The following is a 17277-nucleotide window of genomic DNA, read 5'->3' on the forward strand; positions in this document are numbered from 1 at the left end:
CGCCTGAGGCTCTAGGCGGCGGAGTTGGAGCCGGTCCGCCGCGGTGTCCTGCGGCGTGCCGCTTCGCCGACGGGCCGGCCCTGGCCCGCGTGGCCCCGGCGACCGCGACGGCTCTGGGAGGACGAACCCGCGCCACGGGGACGTTCCGCGACCGGCGCGGTGATGACGACCGGGACACCGGAAGGGGCCTGGGCACCTGTGATGCGGCTCAGCTCCGCCTCACCCGATCGCACCTGGGCGACCTGGGGGGTGATGCCCGCCGTAGCCATCAGGCGGCTCATGCCGCGACGCTGGTCGGGGGTCACCAGGGTGACGACGCTGCCGGACTCGCCGGCACGGGCCGTACGACCGCCGCGGTGGAGGTAGTCCTTGTGGTCAGTGGGCGGATCCACATTGACGACCAGGTCGAGGTTGTCGACGTGGATTCCACGCGCCGCGACGTTGGTCGCCACCAGTACCGTCACGTGCCCGCTCTTGAACTGGGCCAGGGTCCGGGTGCGCTGCGGCTGGGACTTGCCGCCGTGCAGGGCCGCGGCGCGGACGCCGCTGCCCAGCAGGTGCTTGGTCAGGCGGTCCACGGCGTGCTTGGTGTCGAGGAACATGATCACCCGGCCGTCTCGCGCCGCGATCTCGGTGGTCGTCCGGTGCTTGTCCGCGTCGTGCACATGGAGTACGTGGTGCTCCATGGTGGTGACCGCGCCCGCTGACGGGTCGACGGAGTGGACCACCGGGTCCGACAGGTAGCGGCGGACGAGCCGGTCGACGTTGCGGTCCAGGGTGGCCGAGAAGAGCATCCGCTGCCCGTCGGGACGTACCTGGTCGAGCAGGGCGGTGACCTGGGGCATGAAGCCCATGTCGGCCATCTGGTCGGCCTCGTCGAGGACCGTGATGTCGACGTCGTCCAGCCGGCAGTCGCCCCGGTCGATGAGGTCCTTGAGCCGCCCGGGCGTCGCGACGACCACCTCGGCCCCGGCGCGCAGCGCACCGGCCTGCCTGCCGATGGACATTCCGCCGACGACCGTGGCCAGCCGCAGGCTCACGGAACCGGCGTACGGCGTGAGGGCGTCGGTGACCTGCTGGGCGAGCTCGCGGGTGGGGACGAGGACGAGGGCGAGCGGCTGCCGCGGCTCGGCACGACGCCCCGCTGTACGGGCAAGGAGCGCGAGGCCGAAGGCGAGGGTCTTGCCCGAGCCGGTGCGGCCACGGCCGAGCACGTCACGACCGGCCAGGGAGTTCGGCAGGGTCGCCGCCTGGATCGGGAACGGCGCGGTCACGCCTTCGCGGCCGAGCGTGGCCAACAGCCGCGCGGGCATGGCGAGATCGGCGAACGCCTCGGCGGGCGGCAGCGCGGGCGTGATCGTCTTCGGCAGGGCGAACTCGCCCTGCGGGGCCGCTCCGGCCTGTCGATTTCCGAAGCTCTTGGAACGGCGCGGACCACCGGAGCGGTCATATGTACGGGATGTGCGGGCGCGATTCATGCGGAACCTTCCTTGATGGCACGCAGCAAGGAATTCCCGCAGCACAGAAGCGGCGCAGAGAATCTCGAGACGAGCCAGAGTCGATGTGGGCCGGGTCGGACCGACGGGGAATGCGTCACCGGTCGGTCGTGCGGCGGAGTCTTCCCGTCGCTCGCCCTGAAAAGCAGCGAGCCGGGGCCCGCACCCCAAGGTGCGGGCCCCAGCTGCGAAGTATCTGTCAGCGCTGGTGTCAGGCCGGAACGATGTTCTCGGCCGTCGGGCCCTTCTGGCCCTGCGCGATGTCGAAGGACACCTTCTGGCCTTCCTGCAGCTCGCGGAAGCCGGAGGCGGCGATGTTCGAGTAGTGGGCGAAGACGTCGGGGCCGCCGCCGTCCTGCTCGATGAAGCCGAAGCCCTTTTCGGCGTTGAACCACTTCACGGTGCCAGTAGCCATGTCATTTCTCCTTCGGAGGCGGAGTCAGGAATTCACCCTGTGTGAATTCCGTGTCGCCGTGATGATTAACCCGTCGGAAATGAACCTTCTGGCAACCACACCTGCAACTGAGATCGACAGTAGCACGGTGCGATCGGCCCTGCACGGTCGATAATTCCGCTCCGGTGAAGGGTCGGGGAATACTCGCGGCGCCCCGCACCTAATTCTCATTTCGCGAGCGCAGATATTGCTCTGCGTGGGCGAGACCTTCACTGTCGCGCTCGCCCACCCGCAGCCCTGTGGCCTCCTCCGACGGCGCCTGTGCCGTCATCACCGTCGTCAGCGGACGGCACGACGGTGAACCCGCCGAGACGCCACTCTGGCGACGAAGGTCACATCTCCCGCGAACACGCCGTCAGGCCGGTGCGCCGGTCAGGTCGTCCGGCTCGGCGCTGAACAGCTCGGCGGGGTCGATTCCCCTACCGGTGAAGTGAGGGCGGCAGGCGGCAGCCGTCGGGCGGATCTGCCCCGAATGCCTCCGTTGCACAGTGCGAAGGCGGGTACTCGTGGGCCGGAGGCTCTCGTGGGAGCCCAGTCCTCGACCCGAAGGTTGATGCGATGGCTCGTACATCACGACACGGCGCGCGCGGCCCGGCTGCCGGATCTGAGACCACGGTCGACGCGCTCGCCCTGGAGGCCGCGCTTCGCGACGCGGTCGACGGCGAGGTCCGCTTCGACGCGGGCAGCAGGGGAGCGTATGCCACGGACGGGTCCAACTACCGTCAGGTGCCCATCGGCGTGGTCGTCCCGCGCAGTGTGGAAGCCGCCGTGCGGGCGGTGGAGGTGTGCGCGCGGTTCAGGGCCCCGGTGCTGTCCAGGGGAGGCGGCACCAGTCTGGCGGGGCAGACGACCAACACGGCGGTGGTCATCGACTGGACCAAGTACTGCCACGCCCTGCTGTCGGTGGATGCCGACGCGCGCACCTGTGTGGTGGAGCCGGGGATCGTCCTGGACGAGCTCAACCGGCAACTGTCCGGGCACCGCCTGCAGTTCGGGCCCAAGCCCTCCACGCACAGCCACTGCGCGCTCGGCGGCATGATCGGCAACAACTCGTGCGGGGCATCGGCGCAGGCGTACGGCAAGACCGTGGACAACGTGCGCTGCCTGGAGATCGTCACCTACGACGGGACCCGTATGTGGGTCGGGCCGACCACCGAGGCCGAACGGAAGCGGATCGCCGCCCAGGGCGGGCGCCCGGCCGAGATCCATGCCGGTCTGGAGCGCATCGTCGCCGAGTACCTCGCGGACATCCGGCAGGGATATCCGAGGATTCCGCGCCGGGTCTCCGGCTACAACCTGGATTCCCTGCTGCCGGAGAACGGCTTCGACCTGGCGAAGGCCCTGGTCGGCAGCGAGGGCACCCTGGTGACGGTGCTGCGCGCCGAACTCGATCTGGTGCCGGTGCCGCCCTACCAGTCACTGCTGGTGCTCGGCTACGACGACATCTGCCGCGCCGCCGACGACGTACCCGAGCTGCTGCGGCACTGCTCACCGGGCCAGCTGGAGGCGCTGGACGGCCGTATGGCACAGCTCATGCGCGAGGAGCACGCCTACCTCGACTCCCTCGACGCGCTGCCGGACGGCGACAGCTGGCTGATGCTGCAGTTCGTCGGCGACAGCCAGGACGCCGTCGACGAACAGGCGCACGCGCTGCTGCGCGCTCTGGGCCGCAGTGAGAAGGAGGCCACGGTGGCCTTCTCCGACAACCCCGCACGTGAGCAGAAGATGCTCAGGGCCCGCGAGGCGGGGCTCGGGGTGACCGCGCGCCCGCCTGGTGGCCGGGAGACCTGGGAGGGCTGGGAGGACTCCGCCGTTCCGCCCGAGCGGCTGGGCGACTACCTGCGCGACCTGAAGACCCTGTTCTCCGAGTTCGACTACGACCACCCCTCGCTGTACGGGCACTTCGGACAGGGGTGTGTGCACACCCGCATCCCGTTCGGGCTGAAGACCGCCGAGGGTGTCGCCGACTTCCGTCGCTTCGTGGAGCGCGCCGCGGACCTCGTGGTCTCCTACGGCGGTTCCCTGTCCGGCGAGCACGGGGACGGCCAGTCCCGGGGCGAGTTGCTCACCCGTATGTTCGGCGAGCGGCTCGTGACCGCCTTCGGTGAGATGAAGGCCCTCTTCGACCCGGACAACCTCATGAACCCCGGCAAGGTCGTCGACCCCCACCCGGTCGACGGGCAGCTGCGGCTCGGGCCCGCCTGGCGGCCGGCCGGCGTCGAGACGCACTTCGGCTATCCGCAGGACGATCAGTCCTTCACCCGCGCGGTGATGCGCTGTGTCGGCATCGGCAACTGCCGCGGCCATCAGGGCGGCGTGATGTGCCCGTCCTACCGGGCCACGAAGGAGGAGGAGCACTCCACCCGCGGGCGGGCCCGGCTGCTCTTCGAGATGCTCGACGGCCACGCGGACTCACCCGTCACCGACGGCTGGCGCTCGACCGAGGTACGTGACGCCCTCGATCTGTGCCTGGCCTGCAAGGGCTGCAGGTCGGACTGTCCGACGGGCGTCGACATGGCGACGTACAAGGCCGAGTTCCTGGCCCACCACTACGACGGCCGCGTGCGCCCGGCGGCGCACTATTCCATGGGCTGGCTGCCGGTGTGGGCCCGGCTGTCCCGGCTCGCCCCGTCGCTGGTCAACAGCGCGCTGCAGGCGCCCGGTCTGGCCCGCGCCGGCAAGTGGCTGGCAGGCGTCGACGCTGCCCGCCAGGCACCGGTGTTCGCGCCGCAGTCGTTCCTGCAGTGGTGGCAGGCCCGCGCCGTGGACGAGCCGGATCCCGCCGATCCACGGACAGTGGTGCTGTGGCCCGACACGTTCAGTACCTACTTCCATCCGTCGGTCGCGACCTCGGCGGTACGTGTCCTGGAGGACGCCGGCTTCCGCGTCGCCGTACCCGCGGACGCCGTGTGCTGCGGTCTCACCTGGATCTCCACCGGGCAGCTGACCATCGCGAAGAAAGTCCTGCGGCGCACGCTCGACACCCTGCGCCCCTACATCGAGGCCGGCACCCCGGTCATCGGGCTCGAACCCTCCTGCACCGCGGTGTTCCGCGCCGACGCGCCCGAACTGATGCCGGACGACCAGGACGTGCAACGCCTGGCCGGCCAGTTCCGCACCTTCGCGGAACACCTGGTGCGGCACGCGCCCGAGGACTGGCAGCCGCCCGCGCTGGCCCGGCAGGCCCTCGTGCAGACCCACTGCCACCAGCACGCGGTCATGAAGGACGACGCCGACCGTGAACTGATGCGCCGCGCCCACCTCGACGCCGACGTCCTGGACGAGGGCTGCTGCGGCCTGGCCGGCAACTTCGGTTTCGAACGCGGCCACCACGAGGTCTCCATGGCCGTCGCCGAACAGGGCGTCCTGCCGGCCGTGCGCGCGGCCGCCCCCGACAGCCTGGTTCTCGCGGACGGCTTCAGCTGCCGCACCCAGATCGAACAGGGCGGCACCGGCCGCCGCGCGCTGCACCTGGCCGAGGTGCTGGCCCTGGGCCTCGACGGAAACCTGCCAAGTGCGCAGCCCGAGCGCCTGGCGCAGCGGCCGCCCGAACCGTCCCGCGCCGCCCGTTGGGCGATCACCGCGGGCGCCGGCGCCCTGACGGTTTCGGCTCTCGCCGTGGCCGGTCGCGGCGCCGCGCACCGCCTGCGCCGCCACGCCTGACCGCTCACCACCCGACACACGTGTCCCATCGGAAAGGTCCACACCATGTCGATGAAGGTCTCCGACCACATCCTCGAGCGTCTGCGCGCCTGGGACGTCGAGCACGTCTTCGCCTACCCGGGCGACGGCATCAACGGACTGCTCGCCGCCTGGGGGCGGGCCGACAACAAGCCCCAGTTCGTCCAGGCCCGGCACGAGGAGATGGCCGCCTTCGAAGCCGTCGGCTACGCGAAGTTCTCCGGCCGGGTCGGCGTGTGCGCCGCCACCTCCGGACCCGGCGCCATCCACCTCCTCAACGGCCTGTACGACGCCAAGCTCGACCACGTACCCGTCGTCGCCATCGTCGGGCAGACCAACCGCAGCGCGATGGGGGGCTCCTACCAGCAGGAGGTCGACCTGCTGAGCCTCTACAAGGACGTCGCCTCCGACTTCTGCGAGATGGTCACCGTCCCCGAACAGCTGCCCAACGTGCTCGACCGGGCCATGCGCACCGCCATGGCCCGCCGCTCGGTGACGGCCGTCATCGTCCCGGCCGACGTGCAGGAGCTCGACTACTCCGCGCCCGGGCACGCCTTCAAGATGGTGCCCTCCAGCCTGGGCATGCCCTCCTACACCCCGGTGCCCGCCGACCCCGACATCGAGCGGGCCGCCGAGGTGCTGAACGCCGGCGAGAAGGTCGCCCTCCTCATCGGCCAGGGAGCCCGCGGAGCCCGCCAGGAGGTCATGGAGGTCGCCGACCGGCTGGGCGCCGGTGTGGCCAAGGCACTGCTCGGCAAGGACGCCCTCGACGACGACCTGCCGTATGTCACCGGTTCGATCGGCCTGCTGGGCACGCGCCCGTCGTACGAGCTGATGCAGGACTGCGACACCCTGCTGGTCATCGGATCCAGCTTCCCCTACACCCAGTTCCTGCCGGAGTTCGGCCAGGCGCGCGCCGTGCAGATCGACATCGACCCGCACATGGTCGGCCTGCGCTACCCGTTCGAGGTCAACCTCGTCGGCGATGCCCGCGCGACGCTGCAGCGGCTGCTGCCGCACCTGAAGCCGGCCAAGGGCGACGCCTGGCGCAAGAAGATCGAGAAGAACACCGCCCGCTGGTGGGAGGTCATGGAGCGGCGCGCCGCGGTGGACGCCGACCCGATCAACCCCGAGTACGTGGCCCACACCCTGAACGGCCTGCTGCCCGAGAACGTCATCCTGGCCGCCGACTCCGGCTCCGCCGCCAACTGGTACGCCCGCCATCTGCGGCTGCGCGGCGGCATGCGCGGCTCGCTGTCAGGGACGCTGGCCACCATGGGGCCGGGCGTCCCCTATGTGATCGGAGCGAAGTTCGCGCACGGCGACCGGCCGGCGATCGCGCTCGTGGGCGACGGCGCGATGCAGATGAACGGCCTGGCCGAGCTGATCACGGTCGCGAAGTACTGGGAACAGTGGGCCGATCCGCGCCTGGTGGTGGCCGTGCTCAACAACCAGGACCTCAACCAGGTCACCTGGGAGATGCGCGCCATGTCCGGCGCCCCGCAGTTCCTGCCCTCGCAGTCCCTGCCCGATGTCGCCTACGCCGACTTCGCCCGCTCGGTGGGCCTGGGCGGGATGCGGGTGGAGAAGCCGCAGGACGTGCAGGGCGCCTGGGAGGTGGCGCTGGCATCCGACCGGCCCTACGTCCTCGACTTCCGCACCGACCCGGCCGTGCCGCCCATTCCGCCGCACGCGTCCCTGGACCAGATCGAGGCCGCGGCGGCCTCCGTCCTCAAGGGCGACAGCGATCGCGCCGCCATGGTCCGGCAGGGCTTCAAGGCGAAGGTCCAGGAAATGCTGCCCGGCCATCGCCACCGCGAGGACCGGCCCGGTGCCTGAGAGGAGCGGTGACGCGCCGTCCTGCCCCGCGTGGGGCTGCCGGGATCAGGCGCCCCAGCCGTAGGCGTCGCGTGTCGTGAGTTCCCGCCAGAACGACGGCTCGACCGGCCCCGCCACTCCTGCGGCTTCGAGCATCGGCCTGATCTCGGACCCCTGCTCCTGGAAGAACGACTCGAAGCTCTGCCGGTCGGGCCACTCGTCGAGCACCATCAGGCTGCCGCCGTCGTCGGAGCCGTAGAAGCGGTGCGCGATGAGGCCATGACGCTTGGCCGCTTCGAGGACGGTCTGCATCTTCTCCGTGTTGGCCGAGGCGAACTGCTCCACCCCCTTGGGGTCGCCGACGACCTTGAACGTCATGATCACAGACATAACTCCTCCGCTTCACTCGGACGCTGGTGCTGAGATATTCACAGCAAACGGTCCATAAGTACGTTAAGCACACCGAAACCATCCGAGTTAACCTCCAGCGCCGATACGCCGATGCGCCCGCGAGTGCTCAGCCGCCTTCGTGGATAAGGCGCAGGGCGATGGGAACGGCACCTCGGCCGAACGCACCCCGGGCCGGTCTGCCGGAAATCGTGCTTCCGGCAGACCGGCCCGCTCAGCGACTCACCTCAGCGACTCACCTCAGCGGCTCGATTCAGCCGACCGTGGCCTCACTTGCCGTAGTACGCGTTGTGGACCGAGATCGTGGACGTGTTGCCCTTCTTGTCGGTGATCTTGGCGCGGAGGGAGATTCCCTTGCCCTTCGCCGGGTTCCCCACGGTGATCTTTCCGTTCCGGACGTCGGTCTTCTTCCAGGTCCTGCCGTCGTCGTACGACACGTACACCGAGAGCGACCTGAGGTTCCGCCCCCTCGCCGCACCCTCGACGGTGACCGGACAAGTGACCGTCCGGCCGGCCTCGACCCGGCTGTCCAGGCCCGTCTTCGGCGCGAAGCGGACCGTGGAGACGGGCAGTTCGGTCGGCAGGCCGGTGGACGGCCGCTTCGAGCGGAACGTCCAGCTCGCGTCCACCCGGGTGGACGCGGCCTGGACCTGCGCGCTGCGCCTGGCCGAAGTGGTCAGGGTGTACGCGGCCTCGCCGGCCGGGACCCTGAACAGACCGTTGCCGGTGAGCGGGTCGGCGTTCGACCCGACCTTGTGGCCGTTGCGGTACAGCGTCGTCCGCACCGAGGTGAGCTGCGACTGCGCTTCCTGCCCCTGGCCGTCGGTGAAGAGGTGAAGCTGGCCGTAGATCCCGTCGGGGCCGTGGAAGACACCGGACAGGCCGGGGACCACCCGCGGCGCGAACACCGCCGTGTCGAACGTCTTCCGGTAGGTCTTGCCACCGGCGAGCTTCAGGTAGTCACCGGTGGTGGATTCGGCCTCCACGATCGGCACACCGTCCGCGTCCTTCTTCCCCGAGAACTGCTGGAAGTCGAAGTACCAGCCGGCGCCGTCGCCCGTGGACAGGTAGTACGTCCGGGTGGTCGGCAGCTTCTGGGGCAGAGGGGTGTGGATGCCGTTGATGAGGGGCAGGGTGGCGGACAGAGCGAGCACCCCGGTCTTTCCCGGGGCCGAGGCGCCCAGACCGGCCTTCACCGTGGCGAACTCGCGCGCCTTGTAATGGTGGACGTGCGTGCCGGTGATCTTCTTCACCTCGCCGCCGTCGAGCGTGTTGTACTCGGCGCCCTTGCCCTTGGTCCACTGCCCGGACCAGACCTGCGCCAGGTTGGACGGCATCTCGGGTCCGACGTGCGCGACACGGATGTCGGAGAAGGTGGGCATCACGACGTAGTTCGCCACCTGTGTGCCCTTGTGCTCGTAGAACACCATGGCCTGGAGCGGCCTGGCCTTCTTGTCCGGCACGGTGATGTCGGCCGAACGGGCCTTGTTCAGGTCGAGCGTGACCGTCTGGTCCTTGGCGACGTTCAGCACGGGCCGTACCAGCCAGTCGGCGCCGCCCTCGGTCGAGTTCGGGTCCTTCACGTTGAGCGAGTCGAGGATGTACTGGCCCTTGGGGACGCGGAGGGTGACCGTGTCGCCGGTGGACATGTCCGCGAACTGGTTGCCGTTGCGCTCGTCCCGGGACAGGGTGGTGAGGTGGACCGGGTGCTGCCCGGGGCGGTCGACGAACTTCAGCGTGACGTCGTACGCCTCCTCCTCCCGCTCGACCGCCAGCGCCGTGCGGACGGTCTGGCCGTCGCCCTTGGCAGTCACATAGGCCGTGTAGCCGCCGAAGAGGTCGCCGCCCAGCCGGGTGTCGGCGGTGACGTCCACGGACGCCCTGCCGCCGGCGGGGACGGTGACGGTCTTCGCGCCCAGGGTGAAGAAGCCGCGCGGGGCCGCGTCGCCCGGGGGGTTGAAGGCCGCGGTCGACAGGGTCAGCGTGATGTCCTTCGGGCCGGCGTTGCGGTACGTCACCTTCCTGGTGACCGGGTTGTCGTCGGTGTGCGGCCACCGCTGGACCGGGAAGCCCACCGAGGTCGTCTCGGCGAACACGCTCTGGCCGATCGCCTTGTCGACCTGGATGCGGCCCGAGCCCTGCGCGTAGGGGGTGTAGTCGCCGCCCTTGGCGGAGCCCACGAGCGCGGCCTTCAGCTCGCGGAACGTCCAGTCGGGATGCTGCTGCTTGAGGATGGCGGCGGCGCCCGCCACATGCGGGGTCGCCATCGACGTACCCGAGATCGTCAGGTAGCCGGGCGGTTTCTCGCCGACTTCCTTGTCGATGGCGCTGCCCTTGGCCGCGGCCGCGGTGATGTCCACGCCGGGCGCGGTCACGTCCGGCTTGAGGGCGCCGTCGGCGGTCGGGCCCATGCTGGAGAAGTCCGCGACCGCGTCGTGGCCGTCGACGGCGCCGACGGTGAGCGCGTCGGCGGCGCTGCCCGGGGAGTCGACGGTCTTGAAGCCCTCCTCGCCCTCGTTGCCGGCGGCTATGGCGAAGAGGGTGCCCTTCGTCTCGGACAGCCTGTTGACGGTGGCTTCCAGCGGGTCGATGCCGGGGGTGTCGCGGCCGCCCAGGCTGAGGTTGATGACGTCGGCGCCCTGGTCGGCGGCCCACTCCATGCCCGTGATGATGCCGGCGTCGTCGCCCTGGCCCTTGTCGTCGAGGACCTTGCCGATGAGGAGCTTCGCTCCGGGGGCGACGCCCTTGTACCTGCCGCCGGACTCGGCACCCGTTCCGGCGATGGTGGACGCGACGTGCGTGCCGTGGCCCTGCCGGTCCTCGGTGGTGGCGGACGAGCTGAAGTTCTTGGCGGCGAGCACCTGGCCCTTGAGGTCGGGGTGGCTGCTGTCGAGGCCGCTGTCCAGGACGGCGACCTTGACGCCCTTGCCGTCGTAGCCCTTGGCCCAGGCCGCGGGTGCGCCGATCTGCGGCACCGACTTGTCCAGGCTGGCCCTGCGGACGCCGTCGAGCCAGACATGGGAGATGCCCGGGGCGAGGGCGCCACCGTTGGTGAGGGCGTCCCACAGCTTCGGCGTCTGTGCGGTGGGCGCCTGGAGGGCGTCCATGCCCAGGGACTTGAAGGTCCGGTGGACCATGCCCGTGTCCCGGACGGCGGCCTTCAGAGAGCGTGCGGTGCCCTTGTAGCCGACGATGACCTGCAGGCCGTCCCGCTGGTTTTTGCGGTTGGCCGGCTTGTCGAGCTCAGTGACGTCGAACAGCCGCTGGTCGAGGCCGCCGTTCGCGATCAGCCGGGCCGCGTCCGTCGGAACGACGAGGGTGTGGCCGCCGGACTTCCGTATCTGCACCGGGACCCGGGCGCGGCCGTTGGCCCGCTCCATGCCGACGACATCGCCCTTGGCGTTGACGAGGACACGGTCACCGGTGACGAGGGTGATGCGGTGCGTGCCGGCGGGTTCCCCGGCCTTGGCGGCGGTCGGCACGGTGCCGGCCGGCACGGGCGTTGCCTGTGCCGTGCCGGTCAGTCCCGTGGCGAGGACCGCAGCCACGGTCGCCGCGGCTGTGCCCACGCATGCTGCCTTCACTTTTCTGTGCAAAGTTCCCCCAGGGCTTGATTGCTGGGTGGCAATGGTCGGCGTGAAGCTAGCAACGGGGATGCGCGGCAGTTCGTCGGCTGTACGGCGATGACGTACCGAAGTCGACGACGCATCGATGGGCGGCTGTTACACGCGCACGTCAGGCTGGCCGTCCCGGGGTGACGCGGCCCCTGAATGCCCGGCAGCGGCCGGTCATACCATGGCCTCCGGCTTGTACAGCAGCGATCTCCAGATGACCGGACAGCCCGGCGGAAGGACCAGGGATGCGGCCTCACCGACTCGTGTGGTGCGCCGTGCTGGCCGCTTGCCTGACCGGCTGCGGCGGGGTCGACGCCGGCGTGCGGGTCGAGGGCCCGGCGGCGACGACGGTCCCCTGGACGGGGCCGGTGTACATGACGGACTGGTTCGGCCGGGCCTGGCAGCGCCCCGAGGAATTCGACCCGACCATGCGCGTCTCGGTGAGCAGGCTGAAGTGGCGGAACTGGGGCTCGCCCCGGGCCCTGGCCACCGGGGTCGCCACGGACATCACCTGCCTGTCCGGCTGCCCCGACGGCAACACCGACCCGCCGAGCTACCGGGTCGAGGTCGTTCTGAGTGGTCTGGTCAGGCGCGGGGACGTGTCGTTCTACAGCCATGCGACCCTTACCCCCGTACATCCCCCCGCGCCGTTCTGGGCGCAAGGCAGCGACAGTACGGCCCTGGACGTACCGGATGCCTGAGAACGGCACAGGAGAGGACCGTCGGAGAGGGAACGCGATGCACGGTGTTCTGGATGTCCTGCTGGTCGAGGACGACGAGCTGATCCGGGAGGCCACGCGTCTCACGCTGGAGGAGCGCGGCTACCGCGTCCGCACCGCGGCCGACGGCCTGGCCGGGCTCGCGCTCTTCCGGGAACGCCATCCGGACGTGGCCGTCCTCGACATCATGCTGCCGGGCCTCAACGGAGTGAGCCTGGCCGGCCGTATCCGTGCGGAGTCGAGGGTGCCCGTGCTGCTGATCTCGGCCCGCAACGAACCGGTGGACGTGGTGATGGGCCTGGAGGCGGGCGCCGACGACTACGTCACCAAGCCCTTCGACGGGCCGGTCCTCGTGGCCCGCATCCGCTCCCTGCTGCGCCGGGCGGCACCCGCCGCGCAGCCGGCTCAGAGCCCGCGCCTGCACTTCGGCGACCTGGAGTTCTGCCGGGTGTCCCTGACCGCACGCCGGGACGGAAAACCACTCGCGCTGACCATGACCGAGCTGAAGCTGCTGAGTGAGTTCGCCGCCGCGCCGGGAACCGTGCTCTCCCGGGACCTGCTCCTGGAGCGGGTCTGGGACTACGCCTGGTCCGGTGACACCCGCGTGGTGGACGTCCACGTCCAGCGCCTGCGCGCCAAGATCGGCCGGGACCGGATCGAGACGGTGCGCGGCTTCGGCTACAAGCTGCGCGCATGAGACGGCCCGCCATGCGACGGCCCGCCTTGCACGTGGGCGCGAAGGTCGCCCTGGCCGTCGCCGCCGCGGCCATGTGCGTGGCGGGGACGATCGGGGTGCTGGTGCACCGGACCACCGCCGCCGACCAGTTGGCCACCGCCCGCTCCGGCCTGGACCAGGAGTTGCTGAGCGCGGCCGGCGCCCGTACCGACGGACGCAGGTCGGACGCCAGGCTCGACCCCCCTGATCTGCCCGGCCCGGTGGCACGGGCCGTGCGCGACGACGTCCGGGTGACCTACCTGCAGGAGGGCGGCAAGGAGCCGGTGCTGTGGGCGGCGACCCGGATCTCGGACCGGAAGGTGCTCGCGATCCGCCGTACGTACGCCCCCGAGGAGAAGTCCCTGGCCACCCTTGACCGGACACTGTTCGCCACGGGCGCGGGCGTCACCGTCCTCGTGTCCCTGGCCGGACTCGTGCTGGGGGTGCGGATGGGACGACGGGCCACGGCCGCCGCGCATACGGCGGAACGCATCGCCGACGGCGACCTCGACGCCCGGGTACGCCCCCGCGGCCACGACGAGATCGCCCGGCTCGCCGCCTCCGTCGACACCATGGCGGACGCGCTCGGCGCCCGTCTGGAGGCCGAGCGCCGGGTGACCGCCGACATCGCGCACGAGCTGCGCACGCCGGTCGCCGGCATGTCGGCGGCGGTCGGCCTGCTGCCGCCCGGCCGGGCGTCCGACCTGGTGGCGGGCAGCGTGCAGAAGCTGCGCGGGCTGGTGGAGGACGTACTGGAAGTGGCCCGGCTGGACTCCCACGCGGCGGCGGTGGAGACCGAGGAGCGTGAGGTGAGCGCGATGACCCGGCGTGCGGTCGCCGGGCTCGACGACGTGTCCGTGAAGGTCGCGGCGGACGTGGTCGTGGCCACCGACCCGCGCCGGGTCGAGAGGATCCTCGCCAACCTGGCCGCCAACGCCCTGCGGCACGGCGCCCCGCCCGTGGAGATGGAGGTCGACGGGCCCGTGGTCCGGGTCCGCGACCACGGCCCCGGGTTCCCGCCCGAACTGCTCTCGGTACTGCACACCTCCGGCCCCCAGCGCTTCCGCACCGGCTCCCCGACCGGCGGCACCGGCCTCGGCCTGACCATCGCCACCGGCCAGGCCCGCCTGCTCGGCGCCCGCCTGACCTTCCGCAACCGTCCGGAAGGGGGCGCGGAGACGGAGCTGTGGCTGCCGACGGACTGATCCGCCGGGCGCGGGAGCCCGTGGCGTCCTGCCGGAGATCACGGAGGACCACCTGGGCGCCGCCCGGACTCTCCGCGTCCGCTGCCCCGCGCCGGACCTCGACCTCGCCGAGCTGGTGAACGTGGCGCTCCGCCGGCTACGACCCGGACGCGATGGGCACCCTCGGCCGTCGAGGCTTCCGGGCCGTACGCCCGTCGGGCCGCCACAAGGCGTTCCGGGTCTCCCCGACGGCCTCCCCCGCTGACACAGGGCCCGTACTGACACAGCGCCCGTACTGACACAGGACCCCCGACGGTCATCTCCCGCAGGTCGCCGACAACCCGTACGGACCGGCCCGCCATCCTGCGGGACACGGACACCGGGCTGCCGATGCCTGATTAACCGTCGCGGTGGGCGGTCAGGTGGCCGACCATGAGGTGTGCGATTCGACTCCGTTCCCATGCCGGCGACCGTCGAGGCCAGACCTCGTGACAGCCGTGGCTATCCCGTACCCGCCATCACTCCGTGGGAGGGCGACGAGCCCCAGTTCGCGCTCACCGACTACGGGCGCAGCGCAGAGTGCGCGCGACAGCGTCTGTGTTCCGTCTGCAACACTCTGATGCCCAAGGGTCCTGTGTGGCGGGTGGTAGGCGCCGCGGAGAGTTCCGCGATCCGCGAGGCGCTTGCCGCCGGGCGGCCCTACCGCAATATGGCGGCGACTCTGGAGGGTCCGGGGCACCGCGCGTGCATGCTCTACGCCTCGATGGTCTGCCCGTACCTGGCTCGCCCCAACGCGCGGCGGGGGCTGACAGCCGAAAGCCCGGACGACATGACCGCGCATGTCGTCCGGGGCGCCGTTCGTGGGGAGATGGGTGCCGTGGTGGGCTACGGCGACTACGAGTTCGCCGTCACCAGGACCAGAGTCCTGTTCCGTTTTCTCGATGTGGTCGAGTATCTGCCGCACGACACGGCCGACCAGCACCTTCCGGAGCTGCAGGCCGAACTCGCCCGCTCCGGGGGCCGGTCGGGCGGCGGGTCGGACGGCGGTCAGCCGCGGTAGGCGGGCAGGCCGGTGTGCCGGGAGACCTTGACGGGACTGCCGAAGCCGTGGGCGCCCTTCGTGATGGTGTACGTACCGGTCGGGGCGCGGAAGGCGATGGTCTTGCCGCCCGGCGACCACGTGGGCTCGGTGTAGTCGGTGGTGGCGTGGGGGGTGACGTCCTTGACGGTGTTGGTGGAGCCGCCGAAGTCCTCGACGAAGAGGTGGTCGTGCCCGTGGACGGAGCGGACGAAGACGACCTCCTCGTTGTCGGGGGAGAGAGCGGGCTCGGAACCCTTGGTCAGCGCGCCGCCCTGCTGCCGCAGGTAGTCGTCGCGGATGTAGACCTCGCCGGTGTGGGTGTTCTCGTAGACGGATGAGCCGTAGCTGCCGCCGACGTTCGGCCAGGTGTTGTTGGTCTGGGGGACGTTGCCGTCCCCGTCGCCGTTCAGGCTGATTTTGGCCGGCCTGCCGTGGTTGCTGGTGGCCTTGACGCCCTCCAGGACGCTGCTGCCGTGGATCCTGGCCGAGAAGATCAGGTTGTTCTTCGCGGGGATCTGGTTCGCCCGGTCGGCGGCGGTCACCTGCCAGGTGGGGTGGGACCACGTCTGCCCGCCCGGGTTGGCGGCGACGGTGACGCGGTGGCTGCCGTCGGGGCTGGAGACGACGAGGTCGCCGTGCCCGTCGATGAAGGCGGCCTTGCTGCCGCTGGGGTTCCAGGCGAGGTCGCGGACGGCGGTGCCGAAGTCGATCGACCTGCCGTTGACCACGACGTGGCGGGTGCCGTCGCTGGTGGTGAGTCCCCTGGGCACGGTGAGCGTGTGGGCGGACGCGGCTGCGGCGACCATCGCGGCGCTGCCCTTGGCAGGGCTGCCGGAGGAGGCAGCGGCCGAAGCGGCCATCGCGGTGGCGGCCGTGCCGGACAGCGTGAGCAGCGCGGCGGCACCCGCGGTGATGACGGCTGCGGCGCTCCGACGGTTACGAGCGGACATCTAGGTTCCCCCAGGGATGTGAGTGACGCGGCGGCCAGATTTTCGCGGGAACCGCCCGCCGTCCCCGGAACCTGAACCGGTCCGCTCGGCTTGCTGCTCTTCGCTCTACAACGGAGTCTTCCCCCGGAGGGTGACGGAGACATGCGCTCGCCGTCACAGGTGTGCAATAGCGGTTCGCATGACATGAAGAAACATGGCCCGGCCCCCATCGGCTGTCGGGGCGCGGTCAGGGTTCGCTCAGGGGTGTTCCCTGATGATCCGGGCTGTCGGGCTGGAAGAGACTCGTGGCCGGCCCCACCGCCACCACTCTGGAAAGCCTCACCGTGAACTTATCTGCCTTCGGCCCCCGTTGGTCCGCCGTGGCGGCGTCCGGCGCCGGTCGAGCCGAGTGCATGCGTTGCTGTCCGGGACCCGTCACCTGGAACCACGAAGGTGCCGGGCACACTCTGCGTGTTGTAGTCCCTTCGAGAACGAGGATGAGCCATACATGATCACGCTCACCAAGGAAGACGGCCCGGCAGACCTGGACGGAGTGACCCGCCTGTCCATCGGGGTCTCCTGGGATCCCACCGCCGGCAGCAGCGGCGGGGTGATGGGCAAGCTCCGCCGCAAGAAGGGCACTGACCTCGACCTGATCGCCATCGCCATGCAGGGTGGGGACCCGGTCCGCCTCGCGGGTCTCGACTCGCTGGACCCCATGGGCAACGGCTCTTTGGTCCACAGCGGCGACAACCAGACCGGCCACGGTGACGGCGACGACGAGACGGTGACCGTCGAGTTCGCCCGGATCCCGCCCAACATCACGGCGATCGTGTTCGTCGCCGCCGCGTACAAGAAGGGCAGTTCCTTCCAGCTGGCGCGCAACATCAGCTTCAAGGTCTACGACGCGACCGGTGGCAGCTCTCAGCAGGTCGCCGACATCTGGCCGAGTCTGCTCACGAAGGACAACGGCTGCGCCGTGGCCAAGGCGCTGCGGGTCGGCGGCAGTTGGAAGCTTGAGGTGATCAACGTGACCGGCAAGATCAAGCAGGGCGACGAGCACGCCCTGATGCGCTTCGCTGTCAGCAAGTAGTCGTACGTCACTGAGGGCGGGGGCGCTGTGAGCCACGTCTTCGCCGCATGGCGCGGACGGTGCCGGTGGGCGGTGCCGTATGTGC

General features: G+C 70.6%; 12 protein-coding genes. 7 read left to right on the plus strand and 5 right to left on the minus strand.

Annotation, left to right across the window (positions count from 1 at the left end):
* Positions 1-11: 11 nt before the first annotated feature.
* Complete coding sequence (locus tag OOK07_RS22540; protein WP_266798153.1) at positions 12-1478, minus strand: DEAD/DEAH box helicase; 1467 nt, start codon at positions 1476-1478, stop codon at positions 12-14.
* 229 nt (positions 1479-1707) lie between these two features.
* A complete protein-coding gene (locus tag OOK07_RS22545; protein WP_266518316.1) occupies positions 1708-1911 on the minus strand; it encodes a cold-shock protein in 204 nt (67 codons plus the stop codon).
* A 597-nt stretch (positions 1912-2508) separates the two neighbouring features.
* Here OOK07_RS22545 and OOK07_RS22550 point away from each other — a divergent pair.
* Both OOK07_RS22550 and OOK07_RS22555 read left to right on the plus strand, forming a co-directional pair.
* Complete coding sequence (locus OOK07_RS22550; protein WP_266798154.1) at positions 2509-5613, plus strand: FAD-binding and (Fe-S)-binding domain-containing protein; 3105 nt, start codon at positions 2509-2511, stop codon at positions 5611-5613.
* 45 nt (positions 5614-5658) lie between these two features.
* Positions 5659-7470, plus strand: coding sequence for a thiamine pyrophosphate-requiring protein (locus OOK07_RS22555; protein WP_266798155.1), 1812 nt, complete (start codon positions 5659-5661; stop codon positions 7468-7470).
* A gap of 45 nt (positions 7471-7515) precedes the next feature.
* Here OOK07_RS22555 and OOK07_RS22560 read toward each other — a convergent pair whose 3' ends face one another.
* Positions 7516-7839 (minus strand): hypothetical protein, encoded by a 324-nt coding sequence (locus tag OOK07_RS22560; RefSeq protein WP_266798156.1) that lies wholly within the window; start codon positions 7837-7839, stop codon positions 7516-7518.
* Positions 7840-8126: 287 nt separating this feature from the next.
* Entirely contained in the window at positions 8127-11426 is a 3300-nt protein-coding gene (locus tag OOK07_RS22565) for a S8 family peptidase (protein ID WP_266798157.1), read from the minus strand.
* Positions 11427-11716: 290 nt separating this feature from the next.
* Between OOK07_RS22565 and OOK07_RS22570 the strand changes: the two genes are divergently transcribed.
* The 4 genes from OOK07_RS22570 to OOK07_RS22585 all read left to right on the plus strand — a co-directional run bounded on the left by OOK07_RS22570 (position 11717) and on the right by OOK07_RS22585 (position 15149).
* Positions 11717-12172: a hypothetical protein gene (locus tag OOK07_RS22570; RefSeq protein ID WP_266682580.1), complete on the plus strand. Its 456-nt coding sequence runs from the start codon at positions 11717-11719 to the stop codon at positions 12170-12172.
* 37 nt (positions 12173-12209) lie between these two features.
* Entirely contained in the window at positions 12210-12887 is a 678-nt protein-coding gene (gene cseB / locus OOK07_RS22575) for a two-component system response regulator CseB (RefSeq protein ID WP_266798158.1), read from the plus strand.
* Positions 12884-14110: an ATP-binding protein gene (locus OOK07_RS22580; RefSeq protein ID WP_266682582.1), complete on the plus strand. Its 1227-nt coding sequence runs from the start codon at positions 12884-12886 to the stop codon at positions 14108-14110. Before cseB ends, OOK07_RS22580 begins: the two co-directional genes overlap by 4 nt.
* Positions 14111-14549: 439 nt before the next feature.
* A complete protein-coding gene (locus OOK07_RS22585; protein WP_266798159.1) occupies positions 14550-15149 on the plus strand; it encodes a hypothetical protein in 600 nt (199 codons plus the stop codon).
* Here the strand turns inward: OOK07_RS22585 and OOK07_RS22590 are convergent.
* Positions 15137-16120: a TolB family protein gene (locus OOK07_RS22590; protein WP_266798160.1), complete on the minus strand. Its 984-nt coding sequence runs from the start codon at positions 16118-16120 to the stop codon at positions 15137-15139. The genes OOK07_RS22585 and OOK07_RS22590 overlap by 13 nt on opposite strands.
* A gap of 487 nt (positions 16121-16607) precedes the next feature.
* On the opposite strand from OOK07_RS22590, the gene OOK07_RS22595 reads away from it, so the two are divergent.
* Complete coding sequence (locus OOK07_RS22595; protein ID WP_266682585.1) at positions 16608-17192, plus strand: TerD family protein; 585 nt, start codon at positions 16608-16610, stop codon at positions 17190-17192.
* The last annotated feature ends 85 nt before the right edge of the window (positions 17193-17277 follow it).

The organism is Streptomyces sp. NBC_00078 (assembly GCF_026343335.1).
In the GTDB taxonomy this organism is placed as follows: Bacteria; Actinomycetota; Actinomycetes; order Streptomycetales; family Streptomycetaceae; genus Streptomyces.